This window comes from Neomesorhizobium albiziae, assembly GCF_900114255.1.
Classification (GTDB): domain Bacteria; phylum Pseudomonadota; class Alphaproteobacteria; order Rhizobiales; family Rhizobiaceae; genus Neomesorhizobium; species Neomesorhizobium albiziae.
Genome location: NZ_FOSL01000015.1, coordinates 36,192 through 50,992 on the forward strand (window position 1 = coordinate 36,192; position 14,801 = coordinate 50,992).

Annotated in this window: 14 protein-coding genes; 4 read left to right on the forward strand and 10 right to left on the reverse strand. The window is 60.3% G+C overall.

The features are described from left to right. Positions 1-58: 58 nt before the first annotated feature. A complete protein-coding gene (locus tag F3H98_RS20750) occupies positions 59-1,618 on the reverse strand; it encodes a DUF1254 domain-containing protein (protein ID WP_149762243.1) in 1,560 nt (519 codons plus the stop codon). Positions 1,619-1,802: 184 nt separating this feature from the next. On the opposite strand from F3H98_RS20750, the gene F3H98_RS20755 reads away from it, so the two are divergent. Further along, entirely contained in the window at positions 1,803-2,807 is a 1,005-nt protein-coding gene (locus tag F3H98_RS20755) for an AraC family transcriptional regulator (protein WP_149762244.1), read from the forward strand. Positions 2,808-3,030: 223 nt separating this feature from the next. On the opposite strand, the gene F3H98_RS20760 is transcribed toward F3H98_RS20755, so the two are convergent. From F3H98_RS20760 to F3H98_RS20800, 9 genes are all read right to left on the reverse strand, one after another. Continuing rightward, positions 3,031-4,170 carry an adenylate/guanylate cyclase domain-containing protein gene (locus F3H98_RS20760; protein WP_149762245.1) on the reverse strand — a complete coding sequence of 380 codons (1,140 nt, stop codon included), beginning with the start codon at positions 4,168-4,170 and terminating at the stop codon, positions 3,031-3,033. A gap of 12 nt (positions 4,171-4,182) precedes the next feature. Further along, positions 4,183-4,548, reverse strand: a complete 366-nt coding sequence (locus tag F3H98_RS20765; protein WP_149762246.1) for a response regulator — start codon at positions 4,546-4,548, stop codon at positions 4,183-4,185. After that, positions 4,545-6,545, reverse strand: coding sequence for a sensor histidine kinase (locus tag F3H98_RS20770; protein ID WP_188130501.1), 2,001 nt, complete (start codon positions 6,543-6,545; stop codon positions 4,545-4,547). The genes F3H98_RS20765 and F3H98_RS20770 overlap by 4 nt, the downstream gene beginning before the upstream one ends. Positions 6,546-6,618: 73 nt before the next feature. Continuing rightward, on the reverse strand, positions 6,619-7,176 hold the full coding sequence (locus tag F3H98_RS20775) for an SCO family protein (protein WP_188130502.1): 558 nt from the start codon (positions 7,174-7,176) through the stop codon (positions 6,619-6,621). A 26-nt stretch (positions 7,177-7,202) separates the two neighbouring features. Beyond that, entirely contained in the window at positions 7,203-8,213 is a 1,011-nt protein-coding gene (locus tag F3H98_RS20780) for an ABC transporter substrate-binding protein (protein WP_149762249.1), read from the reverse strand. A gap of 45 nt (positions 8,214-8,258) precedes the next feature. After that, complete coding sequence (locus F3H98_RS20785; RefSeq protein WP_149762250.1) at positions 8,259-9,266, reverse strand: ABC transporter substrate-binding protein; 1,008 nt, start codon at positions 9,264-9,266, stop codon at positions 8,259-8,261. Positions 9,267-9,301: 35 nt separating this feature from the next. Next, positions 9,302-10,309, reverse strand: coding sequence for an ABC transporter substrate-binding protein (locus F3H98_RS20790; RefSeq protein WP_149762251.1), 1,008 nt, complete (start codon positions 10,307-10,309; stop codon positions 9,302-9,304). Between the two features lie 45 nt (positions 10,310-10,354). Further along, positions 10,355-11,362, reverse strand: coding sequence for an ABC transporter substrate-binding protein (locus F3H98_RS20795; protein ID WP_149762252.1), 1,008 nt, complete (start codon positions 11,360-11,362; stop codon positions 10,355-10,357). A gap of 1,046 nt (positions 11,363-12,408) precedes the next feature. Then, positions 12,409-12,735 (reverse strand): MarR family winged helix-turn-helix transcriptional regulator, encoded by a 327-nt coding sequence (locus F3H98_RS20800; protein ID WP_149762253.1) that lies wholly within the window; start codon positions 12,733-12,735, stop codon positions 12,409-12,411. 310 nt (positions 12,736-13,045) lie between these two features. On the opposite strand from F3H98_RS20800, the gene F3H98_RS20805 reads away from it, so the two are divergent. From F3H98_RS20805 to F3H98_RS32570, 3 genes are all read left to right on the forward strand, one after another. Then, positions 13,046-13,477 (forward strand): methyltransferase family protein, encoded by a 432-nt coding sequence (locus F3H98_RS20805; RefSeq protein WP_149762254.1) that lies wholly within the window; start codon positions 13,046-13,048, stop codon positions 13,475-13,477. 104 nt (positions 13,478-13,581) lie between these two features. Further along, complete coding sequence (locus tag F3H98_RS20810; RefSeq protein WP_210249702.1) at positions 13,582-14,199, forward strand: VTT domain-containing protein; 618 nt, start codon at positions 13,582-13,584, stop codon at positions 14,197-14,199. Between the two features lie 244 nt (positions 14,200-14,443). Beyond that, entirely contained in the window at positions 14,444-14,761 is a 318-nt protein-coding gene (locus F3H98_RS32570) for a methyltransferase family protein (protein ID WP_149762256.1), read from the forward strand. Positions 14,762-14,801: the final 40 nt, after the last annotated feature.

A 14,801-nucleotide genomic window follows, 5' to 3' on the forward strand; every position in this document is an offset into this window, starting at 1 on the left:
TCCTGTTGGAGTTTCTGTGCTTGACGGAGATTCCAACTGCTACGCCAGTACCCTTTCCTCACTCGGCCAAGGTGATCTCGCCCGGCCTCCACGTCTTGTCGAACCATGGCTCTAGCGGGCCGTACAGGCGAAAGATCACAAACCAACCTTTGCCAGGGCGGGTTTCTATCCAGTTGTTCTCCTTGCCGTCCGGAGCTTTGGGTCCGAAATAGACGTCTACCGAACCGTCCGCATTGACCGAAATATTGTCCCGTTTGTTGTTCCTGCCAGGAAAGGGCTGCGTGGTCTGCAATTCCGAGCGCGTCTGCGGGTCATAAAGCACGACCGACCAAAAGTCCTTGGCGGGAACGTTTGCGGGCAAGTTCAGCCGATAGGCTTTAGCGCCGTCGAATGGATTGCCGGCATCGTCGGCAAACGCCATTGCGTACTGCGAGCCCTTGCCTACGATTTTCGCCACCATTGCCGGCGTGTTCACGGTGTAGCCGTAGTAGAACATCGTGCGCGCGTCGAGATTGCGGCCACCGATCCCCTGGTCGTCGAGGAACTGGTAGTCGGCACCATTGAACATGTTTTGCCACTGGCTGTGCGGGTATATCGCGACACGCGGATCGCGATTGCGGAAGCTCACGGCTCTTGCCGTTGCGTTGCCGACCGCAACCGCGTCGGTCAAAATCTTCGCCATCCGCTCGTCGGGAGCGAACGGCGCGCCTTTGCGAATGCCGATAGCCGCCGCCAGGCCCCGCAGTTCCGGATCGAACGCCTCGATCGGCTCTTTCTGCATAACGTCATCCAGCTCCTTGTAGAACTCGAAAGTGTTGGCGTGGACCGTGTTGTAGGGCACCTTCGAGCCGTTGAAGAATTCCATCTTCGGCGGATTGTCCTCCTTGGCGAGAGAGTAGACCTTCACGCCATCTCGGAACATTTTCGAGGCCGCCTCCGGCTTGCCATCGACAAGGAAGCCACGCAGGACCAACAGATTCACGTATGACGGCGAGCGAGCGATAAAATATTCACCGCCGTCCTTGACGTCCTTCGGCAGTTCGCCCTGATAATCCGCCGGAACGATGAGATACTTGCCACCCTTGCCCTGGTCGGGGCCAGGAATGCCCATGTCGATCACGAAGCGGAAGAACGCGTCGTCGACCGTCCCTGGACCGGAGCCGGCCGGAACCTCGACGACGGTAGGACCGTCTGCTTCAAGGTCGAGCATCACCAGGCAATAGACGGTGTCGGTATTTCCCGTGAGAAGCAGCGGGTTTGAATCGAGCAACTGGTCGAAGATGACCGCCTGGTTGCTGCTGGCCGCGCCGAGTTCGGCGTTGCCCAGTCGGATAGCTTCAATCGAGGCAGCGGGGATGAAGTTGAGAAATACCTCGACTCCGCGCAAGAAATCGAGATTGTCGTAGACAAGCGCCGCCGTCTCGGGCGAGGGCACCCCATCGACGAAGTTCAAGGTGCCAAGACGTGTCTCGACCTTGTCGGGCGTCATGATCTGGTCGGGAATCTTGTTGTTGAAGCCAGGCGTTGGGGCGTCCTGGGCCAATGCGTCGGCGCAGGCGGTGGTCAGCATCAGGGCCGTCGCAAGCAGGGCAATGGGGCCGTTGCGGGTGATCTTCATGTGAATTCCTCCTCATCTGGATGGCCGGTGCTATTCTGGCGCCTGCCTTCCGTCGCGGCATGGATAAGGTCATCGGCTCGTGTGCCGCTATCCAAATCCTGCAATTGCGAGCGCCAGCGTCAGCCGCTATCTTCAAGCGCGAGCTTCGAGGCATTGCGATTGCCGATCTCGCAGCGAGGGCTTCATGAGTGAAGGAACCGCTGGCACTACCCGCCGCCGAGTTGAAATCCTTGCGGCGTTCGACGCTCGTTATCGTGACTTCGACATGATGGCTGAGAGCGCAATCGCCTGGGATCAGGAATATGATCACATCGGCCGCGGCAATTTCGAAGGCAGTCTCACCCAAGTAGTTCTCACCACTATGCAGGCAGGCCGCGTCGGCTGGAAGCCGGGCATCATGCAACGCGGCGCGGCTCCCGGTCATTCATGGGTGATCGGTTTGCCGATCGTCGCCGAAGGCACTCTGCATGCCAGAGGGCGCCCGATCGCAGTCGGCCAGCCAGTATTGATCGGGCCATGCGAGGATATGGCCTTTATCGCAAATGGAGCGACGGACATTGCGCTGGCCGTTATCCCGGTGGGGCAGATCGAGCGCTGGATGCAGGTGAGACGCGGTGCTCCTGGGCTCGACAGGAAATGTCTGGATCGTCCATGGACAATGAATCAGCGTGAGATCGTCGAACGCGGCACTGCACTGGCAACGTTGTTAGATGCCCTCGTCAAGAACCAGAACGGGATCGAGCCCAATGCCGTTGCTGTCATTGAAGGCCAGATCGTCGACGTGGTTTTGGGCATGGTGCCGTCTACCGACGTTGCCGAGCCGTTGCATCGACGAGCCAGGATCGCTCTTAAGCTGCGTGACATGCTTGAAGCAAACGTCGAAACCCCATGCAGCGTGGGGGCGATTTGCGATGCTCTGGGCGTTCGCGAACGTACTCTCTACCTCGCATGCATGGAGGCCTTTGGCCGTCCGCCAAAAGCATTGTTGCTTGAGTTGCGATTAAATCACGTGCGCCGAGCTCTCGCGCATCCCGATCTAGACAAAACGGTTACGGCAGTGGCAGCGCGCTTCGGCTTTTGGCATTTTGGCCACTTTTCGGCTGAGTATAAGCGACAGTTCGGTGAACTCCCATCTAGCACGCTCACCAATGCGCTTGGCAAAGCGGCCTATCAATCATCCACCGAGTAAGTTGCACTTCTGTCCACCGTGGGCGCTCGGCTTGGTCGGAATCGTTCGGATCGATGTCTGCTTCGCGACCAATTGTTGCCATTTGTTTGGTGTCGACGGAACGACCGTCCCCACGCGTTTGCCGTCATTGGATGTGTCTAATGTCTGGCGGTTTCATGTTGATGGTCGGGCGCCGAAAAGTGTGTCGCCTCGATCAGCGCTACACCCCGTCCACCGCAACCTGTCAGCCAAGCCACCGGACAATTTCGTATGCGAGCATCGGGCGGCGAAAGCCTTTCAACGTCAATTCGCCGACAGGAGCCGACTCAACCAATGGCTCTACAATGCCGAGGACCCGTTGGCTGACAAGGATCTGGCCCGATTTCGCCTCCTCGCACAACCGTGCCGCATGGTTCGGAACAGTGCCGATAACCGCATAATCGGAGCGCTGGTCGAATCCGATCTGTCCAATGGTTGCGTGGCCTCTGGCGATGCCAATTCCGAAGCCAAGAAAATAGTCTCGCTTGCGCCATCGTTCTGAATGCTCGTCAATTGCGTCACGCATCGCCGCAGCCATTGAGACGGCTCGCTCGGTGTGGTCGGCGCAAGGCAGCGGATCGTTGAAAACGACGAGAAGGCCATCGCCAACGAACCGTTCCAAGGTTCCCCCGTGCCGGGTGATTTGTTCGCCGAGACAACAGTGATATTCGCCAAGAACTGTCATTACCTCTTCGGGCTCAGCGGTCTCGGCGAAGGCTGTAAAGCCACGCAAATCGCAGAAGACGACGGTCACCTCGCGACGATGGCTTTCGAGAAGCCCGTCCCCGTTTCCCGCAGCGACGATAAGGTCGGCGACCTCCGCAGACAGAAACCGCCGAAGTCGGCTCATCCGCTCGATCTCCGCCACCTGCTCCGCCACCGTTTGTTCTAGGGATCGATTCCACGCCGCCAATTGCGCCGCCTGATCCTCGAGGCTGTGCGCCTGGCTCTCGACGGTGTCGTGAAGCGCCTTCTGTCGAAGCATCGATCGCACTCGCGCAAGCAGCGCCCGGTGCTCGAACGGTTTGGTCAAATAGTCGTCGCCACCGGCGTCCAATCCCTCGACGACATCTCGCGTATCGGCTTTTGCGGTTACAAGGATGACCGGAATCGACCGCAGCGAAACGTCTTGCTTGAGCATGCGCACAACGCTGATGCCATCGAGCCTCGGCATCATGATGTCGAGCAGGATCAGATCAGGTTTGCGGGCGCGCGCTTCCGCGAGCCCCTCTTCGCCATCCGCGGCGGTCACTACTTCGTAGCCGTTCGCCTCCAGGCGCATGCGCAGGATTTCGAGATTTTCGGGCGTGTCATCGACGGCGAGAATGCGAGGCGGATCGTGCAAGGTGCAGCCTCCTCAGGACAGGAACTCTTGGACCATTGCCAGCAGCTGGCGCGGACTGAACGGCTTGGCAACGTAACCGTCGCACCCGGCAGCAATGGCTTTCGCCTCGTCGCCCGACAACGCGTAAGAGGTGACGGCGATTATCGGAATATGCCGGAGCGCCGGATCAGCCTTTATGCGGCGGGCAGCTTCGTACCCATCCATCACTGGAAGCTGAATGTCCATGAGGATCAGGTCCGGCTTTTCAGCTGCAGCGGCAGCGACGCCTGCAGCACCGTCAACAGCCTCGAGCAGTTCGAAGTCGGTTGTGGCGATGAGATCGCGTACGATCTGCCGGTTGTCCTCGGTGTCTTCCACCATCAGGATTCGTTTGCTCATGCCGCTTTGACACGCTCCTCCGCGTTGATCGGTATTGTGATGCGGAATGTCGAGCCGGAGCCGGGCACCGACTCCACGTCTATTGTTCCACCGTGCATTTCGACGAAGCGCTTCGAGATCGCCAGGCCGAGGCCCGTGCCACCCTTCTGCCTGGTGCTGCTGTTGTCGACCTGCTGGAATTCCTCGAAGATGAGCGACTGGTCTTCGGGCGCTATGCCTGGACCTGTGTCACGTACGATTATCTCGAAGTGTCCGTCGACCGCATCGGCAAATATGTCGACCGCGCCCCTCTCGGTGAACTTGACGGCATTGCCCGCAAGATTGAGCAGGACCTGGGTCAGGCGGCGTTCGTCACCGCGGCCCAGCGGAAGATGTTCGGGGACGGTCGCAGCGAGCGCCAGCCCTTTTGAACGCGCCAGCGGCTCCACCGCAGTAACGGCCGATCGAACGATCTGCCCCACTGAGTAATCCTCGAGCGTCAGCGTGAGCTGACCTGCTTCGATCTTTGATAGATCGAGCACATCGTTGATGAGTCCCAGAAGGTGACGGCCGTTTGCCTGCACGCGCGACACTGTCGCCTTGGCCCTTTCCGGCAACTCGCCGTAGATCCCGTCGACCAGCAGTTCGGTGAAGCCCAGAACGGAATTGAGCGGCGTCCTGAGTTCGTGGCTCATATTGGCGAGGAACTGCGACTTATGGCGGCTCGCGGCCTCGAGCTCGCGGCCTTTTTCCTCGATCTCACGGAACAGCTTCGCATTTTGGATCGCAAGCACCGATTGGGCCGCAAAGGTTTCCAGCAGTTGAATGACCTTGTGGTCGAATTCTCCAGGCTGGTGTCGCCTGACTACAAGCGCACCGACGATCTTGTTCGGCCTGAGGAGCGGAACGATCAGAACGCTTCGATATCCTGCTTCAAACACGACTTTCAGTACGGGAGACAACTTTCCCTCGCTGAGATCCGGCAACTGAACGGCCGTGCGTTGCCGCGCCGCGTCGCCTATCCCCTGATCGTTCAATCCGACCGGCTGGCTGGCGATCTCGTCGATGAGTTCTTCGCTCATCCCGTAGGTTGCACGGAGACGGAACTTCTGGCTGGCGCTGCTGAAGACATAGATGGTGCCCGCATCCGTGCCAGACAGTTGAACCGCCTTGGCCACGATCGTCTTCAGCACCGTGTCCAGATCGAGGGTCGAATTGACGGCCTTGCTGACTTCCCCGAGCGCCTCTAGTTCGCCGACCGAGCGTGCAAGCTCGGCCGTGCGCGCCTGCACCTCTTGGTATAGCCGCCCCAGTTGCTCGGACGTCTGGTTGACGTTGCCGGCAAGCACTCCAAGCTCGTCGCGGTTAGCGACGGCAACCTGTTGAGCGAAGTCGCCGGCCGCTATCTGCCGCAGACGCGTCTCGATCTTCTTGACCGGCTCGATCAACGACCAGGAGATGATGTACCCAAGCCCCAGTGCCAGCAGGATGCTCCCCACCGCAAAGGAAACCACGATCAGTCGGGACGTCCCGTACGCCCCCTCGGTCGCTTCGATTGCCGCCACCATGTCGGCTTCGGCCATGTTGACCAGCTGGTTTGTCAGCCGTTCGAGGCGGTCGGCCGACGGCACGATCTCATCCAGTTGAACTTTGCGCGCTTCCTCGGTGCGGCCTGCGCGGATGAGTTCCGCGACACGCGTCACCCCGGCCGTAAACAGGTCGTATTCTAGTCGGACCTGGCCCAGCACTTCCGCCTCACTTACAGCGACGAACTCCATGCGGTCGAGGTCGTAGCCAAACTGGCTGAGCTGGCGCAGCGCTGCATCCAGCATCCTGTCGTCCTGAAGCAAAAGCGCGGTCGAGATGCTGTAGAGCTGGTTGGTCGTGTCGTGCTGGACTTGGCGATAGGCTGCGATCCTGCGCTGCAGCTTGATCAGCTCGTTGGTCTGTTCATTTACCCCGCTCAGCACCTGCAACCCGACGGCCCCGAGCACGATCAGCAGGCCGACGATCGACAAAAACGCGATCAGCAGCTTGGTCTGGACGCGCGCCGGCAGCCGCGCAACCCAGCCAATCAGTCGGCTCGTGACGTTACCTGGCTTCCTCCAGGAGGCTAAGAAGGTCACCCCGGAACTCCTCCAGGTCGAACCCAGCGCCGATATATTGTACGCGCAAGATGCCATTCGGGTCTACGAGCGACGTCAGCAGCGTGTGGTCGACGTCGCCATCCGCCGTCTTCGTCGCGATGACGCCGTATTTCCGTCCAACTTCATGGACAATCGCCGGATCTCCGGTAAGAAACGACCAGCCCTTCAAATCTGCATCAAAGTTCTGCGCGTATTGCTTCAGCACTTCGGGCGTATCGCGCTCCGGGTCGACGGTGATCGAAACGAAAGCGATCTGCGGCCCGAACGCTGTACCCAGCTTGTCCTTCACGCGCGCCATGTTGTCGGTGAGCATCGGGCAGATATCGGTACAGGAAGCAAAGATGAATGCAACGGCGACTACCTTGCCGCGAAAGTCACGGAGTGACACACGTACCCCGTCCTGCGATACCAGGGTAAAGTCCGGTGCCGCCCCGATGGTCGGCAGGCGCTGGTCGTGCGGCGCGTCATGCGCATACACTGGCCAAGGAACAAGCAGCGCCAACAGCAGAACGCGTGCTGGCCATCTGCTCACGTCTTCAACTCGCGCTTCAGCTCGTTGACGAAGCGCCAGTCCGTGCCCTGGGCGATGATCGTCTGCGGATTCGACTTGATCATGCCTGTTTCGTGCATGCGCAGCGCGTAGAACCGCAGAGAGGCTTCAGCATCATAATCCCGCCACCTGTCGTACCGGATGTCGTTCAGCGTTTGCAGCGCGTAGTCGTAGCTGGGGACGAAACCTTGATCGACCATCCGCCGCGCAACCAATGGCGGGTCCGATGCGCAGAGGTCGGCGCTCTTGAATATGGCTCGCAGGATATGCTTGGTCGCCACCGGGTATTTGTTCACGTAATCCGCAGTGGCGGAAATCATGCAGCAGAAGTGCTGCGACCACGGCGCGTCGGTGGTCGAGTTGAGGATTGTATGGCCAATTTTCCGGGGACGCAGCTTCTGCGTATTAGGCGGCTGGCCCAGGAATGCATCGAACTTTCCCTCGATGAAGCCTTCCGCCAGATCGTTTGGTTCGATGACCCATTCGATGTCGTTGGCGGGATCGAGCCCGACATAGGCGGCCATCAAAGAAACCAACACATATGGCGGAGCATCGAAGGTAAAGATGCCGACCCGCTTTCCACGCAGGTCCGTGATGCGTTCGACGCTGTCGTTGGCGATCAGTTCGAGGCACCCGGAGTGTAGTCCGGAAAGCACCCTGATCGGCACGCCTGCATCGATCGACGCCACATGAATCGGCACGTAGTTCACACTGAAATCCGTCTCGTTATTTGCAATCCACGCCGACTGATCGACGCTGGGGTCACCTTGCACGTAGCGCACATCGGTGAAGCCCTCGGCGCGCAGCAGTTCTCCGGCCATGTACACGCCTGCCCAGCAATAGGCGCCGCCGCGCCACTGCGGCAGACGGACCGATGTCGTCTCCGGCGGCGGCTCGGCCCAGGCCGATGTCGAGATGCCAACGAGACCTGCGGTGCCGGTTGCCGCAGCGCCGGCCAAAAAGCAGCGGCGGTTTTGCATGATCTGCATGGCGCTATCCTTTTCGTTCCAATCCACTGCGCTCGCGCTCACCGCTCACGTCTTCAGTTCGCGCTTGATCTCCTCGAGGAAATGCCAGTCCGTTCCGTCGGCGATGACCTTGTTCGGGCCCGCCTGCACGAGGCCCGTTTCCTGCATGCGGAGCGTATAGAAGCGGATCGAATCCTCAGGATCGTACTCGCGCCACTTGTCGTAGCGGACGTCGCTCATTGCCTGGAGGGCGTAGTCGTAGCTGCTGGCGAAGCCCTTATCGACCACGCCTTTGGCGACCAGTTCCGGATCGGAGATACAAAAATCGACGGCCTTGAGCAGCGCACGCAAGATTCGCTTGGTCGCAACCGGGTACTGCCGCGCATAGGCCGTGCTGGCAGACAGCATGCAGCAGTAATATTGCGACCACGGACGGTCGATGGATGTGTTGAGTATCACATGGCCGATCTTGCGATCGCGCGCCACTTGCGGCTGCGGCGGTGTCGCGAGAAAAGCATCGATCTTCCCGTGGGCGAGCATCTGCAGCGGGTCCCCGCCAGTAATCCACTCGATGTCATTGGCGGGATCGAGCCCGACATAGGCAGCCACAATCATCAGGAGAAAGTGCGGAACTCCGTTCAAGGCATCGACGCCCGCCCGTTTCCCCTTGAGGTCGAGCACACCCTGGATGCTGTCATTCGCAATCAGTTCAAGGCAGCCGACATGCATGCCGGCCAACACTGTGATCGGAACGCCGTTGGCGATCGACCGTACATGCGCCGGCGGAAAGTTCCAGTCGAAATCTATCTCGTCATGCGCGAGCCAATCGGCCGAATCGGGGCCGGTGCCGGACGACACGAAGCTTATATCCGTGAAGCCTTCGGCTCGCAGCAGCGGCTCCGAGACGTACATCGGCGCTTGGCAATCCGAGGCGTTGATGAAAACGGGGAAGCGCACCTTGGTCGTTTCCGGAGGCGGCTCGGCCCAGGCCTGCGTCGCGGTGCCGACAAGGCCCGCAGCGCCGGCTGCAGCTGCGCCTGCCAGGAAGCGGCGCCGATCTTGCATAACGAGCATGGAAGCCTCCTTTCAGCGGCGGCCCATCGGCAATGTCAGCCCTTCAACTCGCGCTTGATCTCGTTAAAGAACTGCCAATCGGTGCCGTTCGCGATGATCTCGTTCGGGTTCGACTTAACGATCCTGGCTTCGTGCAGCCGCAGCGAAAAGAACCTCATCGTATCCTCTGGATCGAAGTCGCGCCAATTGGAGTATGGGAGCTCGCGGAGCGACTGCACGGCGTAGTCGTATTGTTCGGTGCGTCCGCCATCTACCAGGAGGCGGGCCACCCGTTCCGGTTCGGCCGCGCAGATATCGGCCGATTTGAGGATGGCGCGGACGACGCGCTTGGTGGCAGCTGGATTCTTCTCCGCATAGGCGGCGTTGACCGCCAGCATGCAGCAGTAATACTGCGACCACGGCCGGTCCTTGGAACTGTCGAGGATGACGTGGCCGACCTTGCGGGCGCGGAGATCTTGAGCCTCGGGCGGAAAAGCCAGGAAGGCATCGACCTTGCCCTCGGCGAAAAGCTCCGCCGGTTTTGCCTCGCCGACGATCCATTCGATGTCGCGTTGCGGATCGAGGCCGACATAGGTCGCCATGGCGCTGACGAAGATATGTGGGTCCGATGATAGATTGCCGCCGACCCCGACCCTGCGGTCCTTGAGATCCGCGATGCTTTTGATGTCTTCGCGCCCGAACAACTCGTAGCAGCCGACATGCACTCCCGAGATCACCTTGATCGGGGCGCCAGTGTCGACTGGGATGATTAAGGCTGTGGCAAAGTCGATGCCGAAGTCGATATCGCCGCGCGCCAGCATCTCGGTCTGGGCGATACCGGCGTCGGCGGCCACGAAGCCAAAGTCCGAGAACCCCTCTGCGCGGATCAGCCCCTCGGCGACGTACTGCGGAGCGATGCAGATACCGGGCGCCGCAGCAAAGCGGGCCGTCGTGGTTTCAGGCGCCGCCTCGGCAGCGGCGGCAATGCGGCCGTTGGCAAGACTCGCGGTTGCGAGCGCAGACAGGCCCGTGAGGAAGCGGCGGCGGTTCTGGATAACCTGCACGAGTCTCTCCTTCCCTTGAAAAGGCGTGGCGTGTCGGCGATAGGTCTACCTCTTCAACTCCCGCTTAAGCTCATTGAGGAAGCGCCAGTCCGTTCCGTTGGATAGGATCTGTTGCGGGCTGGACTTGATCATGCCCGTCTCCTGCATGCGCAGTGCGTAGAAGCGCACCGTGTCTTCGGCATCGTAGTCCCGCCATCTGTCGTGCGGGGTCTCCTTCAGCGTGGCCAGAGCATAGTCATAATTGGGCAGAAAGCCTCGGTCGACCAGCTCCTGTGCCGCCAACTCCGGGTTCGAAGCGCAGAAGTCGGCGGCCTTGAGGATGGCGCGTAGGACACGCTTGGTCGCCGCCGGGTATTTGGTGACATAGTCCGTGCTGCCGGCAACCATGCAGCAGAAGTATTGCGACCACGGGCGGTCGACGGCGATGTTGACGACCGTGTGGCCGGGAAAATCTTTTTGGCCGCGAAAAATTTGCGGTTCGGGCGTGGCGGCAAGGAACGCATCGACTTGCCCGTCGATGAAGTCCTGCATCGGGTTTTCGGTCTCCACCCACTGAATGTCGTGTACAGGGTCAAGCCCGACATAGTTGGCCATGAGGCTCGTGAGCTTGTGCGGATGCGAATCCAAGACCCAAACCCCCACTCGCTTGCCTCGCATATCCGCTACGGCTTGAACGCTGTCGTTGGCGATCAGTTCGAAGCACCCGAAGTGGACGCCTGTCAGCACCTTAATCGGCACGCCGGCTTCGATGGACGTGATGTGCATCGACGGCATGTTCATGTCGAAATCCGTATCGCCGCGAGCGAGCCATTGTGAATTGTCGACGCTGGTATCGCCTGTCACGTAGCGGACGTCGGTGATGCCGTCGGCGCGCATCAATTCTCCGGCGAGAAAGACGGATGCCCAGCAGTAGGCGCCCCACTTTCCCAGACGGACGGTGGTGGTTTCCGGGGGTGGCTCTGCTGCACTGGACGGGCGAATGTTGAATAGCGCCGCTCCGCCGGCCGCGGACAGGCCAGCCAAGAAGGCGCGACGATCCTGAATGATCCGCATCGGAACCCTCCCTTCCGATTCGCAAAAAAACTGTTGTGGGCCGGAATCCAACAAAAGAGATTCCGGCAGAGGCGGACAATGCGCGCCGAACAGTTGCGAGTTAGGAGCACCCTGTCCTAAGGCGGGAGTCTTGCGCTCTCAGTCGCTGGCCAGCCAGCGATAGGTAACTATACGCCTGATCTGAGTTCGTAGCGAGGATAAATCTCTCATCCAGCGCAAAACGACTGGTATTCTGTTTCTAACAGTGAGTTTTTAATTTGGATGAAGTGTGCGAGTCTTGTCAGATGGGTAACAGGGAACGCATTGAATTTCCCCGACTGTAACCGGGAAGACTTGAGGGTCTGGTTCGCAATCGCAACGGATCGGCAACATCTCTCGAACAGGTCGCGCGTGCAGGACAAGCGCTAGAGTCACTGCACTAGCCGTAACTGGTAGGCCCTTTGGAGCCCGGGCAAAGGTATCCGCGTGGCTGGTAATGACAGCTTCTAGTCCCCATTCGAGACGTTCCAGCCTCCCTCCCGGAACGACCGGATTGGGTCAGGTCGAGACTCAAAGCCTCCCATGCAAAACGTCAGCTATTGGTATTCCCTAGTTCCGAAGCTGCCCGTCTGCTTCGGGTCCAAAAGCTGCCGGTCAGCAATGCGCCCAAAGTCGGGCAGTAGGCGCTCCGCTGCTATTTGCGCCAAAGGCGCCTACTGTCGGAAACGATGGCGCGCTTGTTCTGGCAAGGGAGCAATTTCAAACCGAGAGCCTTCAGCGTCCTCAGCCCTTCGCGGCACCTCTCGGCATAGAAGCGTCGCTTGCGATAGGCCCAGGCGGGGCATTGACCTTCATGCCGCTTCTCCGAACCTACCGTTCCCGCTACGATCTGATACGATCCTTGTCTGCCATTCATCACTGAAGTTCTATGGCGACTCCTGACCGCAAGCCGTCCTTTTCGAGAAAGGCTGATTGCCGCAAACCGAAACCTCATTCGAAGCGGCGGTCTTAACTATTGTTTCTCCTGAAGTGAGATCCCTATCTCGCGGACGCGCAGACGTTGCGCACTACGATAGCCGCTCCGACCGCGATTTCACATCGTCGCTCAGCTCCCGCACGATTTCGGTGGTCTTGCGAATATCCGCTTCGCTGAGAGCGGCGCCCATGGTCGATGCAGTCGAAAGGAGCCGGGCGTTGAGCTCGCGGTAGCGCGTATCGCCTTTGGGTGTCAGCCGCACGAGTTTCGAGCGCCGGTGCCTCGGATTGTCGATGAATTCCACGAGCCCCTTGGCCGCAAGCTCATTCGCCAGTCGCTGCATGCGCTGACGGCTGGCGGGTCGCATCTGAGCGACTTGCGGCACGGTGAGCGAACCAAGCAGCGCGAGGCTTCGCATGAAGCCGAACGCACCGCCGCCCCAACTCGTATGAGCCCTGTCTTCTGGCCGAACGCCCGTATCTTGAAGAAACACTGAGCCACTTCGAGCATCAGCTCTTCGACCGCCTCTGCCTTGCTGTCAACGGTTGGGGCCGCACTCTTTGGGGCCACCTCGGTCCTGTGTCGCGCCGACGCCATCGCTTTCGTTCCCTTGTCTACGCCATCACTTCCAGTTGACACTGTTGTTGTCAACTTTTAGAATGACACCTTAGGTGTCATTTTGAACAAACTTGGCTGTAACCCCGGCATCTGCGGGAGGAGGCACGGGCATGGACTCTGCCGGGCCACAAATGACTGACACCGGAACCGCGGATGTTATCGCGCGACCGCCCCTCCTCTTTCTCGCCGCTCTTCTGCTCGGCTTCATCCTGGATCGCCTGCCACCTTTGCCGTTCGCCGTTCCGGACGGCGATCTGGCCCGCTGGATCATCGGCGGGTCGCTGGCCTTCAGCGGTCTTGCGCTCTTCGCCGCGGGCATTTGCAATTTCTTACGAGCAAAGACGCCAGTACCCACGAATGAGCCCACCCGCGCGCTGGTGTCGACCGGCATCCACGGTTGGACCCGCAATCCCATCTATCTGGGCATGTTCCTCGTCTACGACGGCATCCGGATCGCCGCACGAAACCCGTGGATCCTGATCCTCCCGCTGCCTCTGGCAATCATGATCCGCCACGGCGTCGTCAGCCGCGAAGAAGCGTAGCCGGAGCGGCGGTTTGACAACGCCTATCGAGACTACAAGGCCCGCGTGCGCCGATGGTTGTAGCCGTGGGGCAAAAGCGCCGATCCCATGCGTTCGGAGGCGAAATGAGATCAGGCCTGAGCGTCGGCGTTCTAGCGGCCATCCTCGCCTCCTGCGCGAAGATCCCGACATCCCAGGAGGTCAATGACGCCGTACTGACGCTTCGAGATTACGAGAGCTGGGCGTGGGCTGTGGGCATTGCTCTCATCTGGGTCGATCTTGTGCTGCCAATCCCGCAAACTTCTGTGATCGCCGCGCTAGGCATCATCTATGGAACGCTGCTTGGCGGATTGTTCGGCAGTCTCGGCCTGATCACCGGCGGCCTTCTCGGCTACTGCCTGATGCTCACCTCCGCGCGGCGATTTGTGCAACGCTTTGTTGGGCCCCAATCCATGCAAAAGATGGAGCGTCTGTTCGGCCGGGGCGGTGTTTGGGCGATCGTCCTCACCCGCAGCCTTCCCTACAGCGTCCCGGAGGCCATGGTTTTTCTCGCCGGACTTGCGGGCATGCCGATGAGAAAATTCACCGTGGCGTTGACAGTCGGCAGCGCGCCCACGGCATTCGCTTTTGCGGCCATCGGCGCTGGCTGGGCGGACCAGCCGATCCTGGTCCTCGTGGTGAGCTACGTGCTCCCGATCATCCTGCTACCCCTGGCGCTCTATCTCATCCGGCTCCGCGCGTAAGAAATGTCAATACTGGTCATAGCTCTCCGCGCCGTCTCCCTCCTCGCCTTTGCGGGCCCCCTGTTGCTGGTGGGCGGCGGCGGGAGTCGCGGGGAACGCAAGACGCGAGCACGTCAGGGTGGAGGTGAACGAGCACCGCTGGTGGCGAACCTCGCTGCATTCGGCTTGTTCTTCCCTTCGCTCCTGATTTTTTCCGGTAGCTCCGAGGCCTCCGGGCCACTGCCGTTGGCGCTGTCAGGGTGCCTTGTCGCCCTCGCGGGGGGCCGCCCTTGTCCCCAGATCCCGGGCCGAGCTCGGTCCCGCATGGAGCCTTGTCCCCAGGACAAATCAGAGCACCGGCATCGTCACAACTGGCCCCTATCGCCTCGTGCGCCACCCCATCTACCTGGGCCTGGCACTGCTCGCCATCGGCGAAGGGCTCGCCTTCGGCAGCCGGCCGGCTCTATCTATTTTGCTGTTCGGAATTGTCCCGACCTTTGCCTGGCGCGCCCGCGCGGAGAGAAACTGCTTAGCCGTACATTTGGCGAGCCCTACGAGGTCTACCAACGGCGAACCAAGATGATCATCCCGTACCTTCTGTAGACCTGTCGGCGACGGAAGGC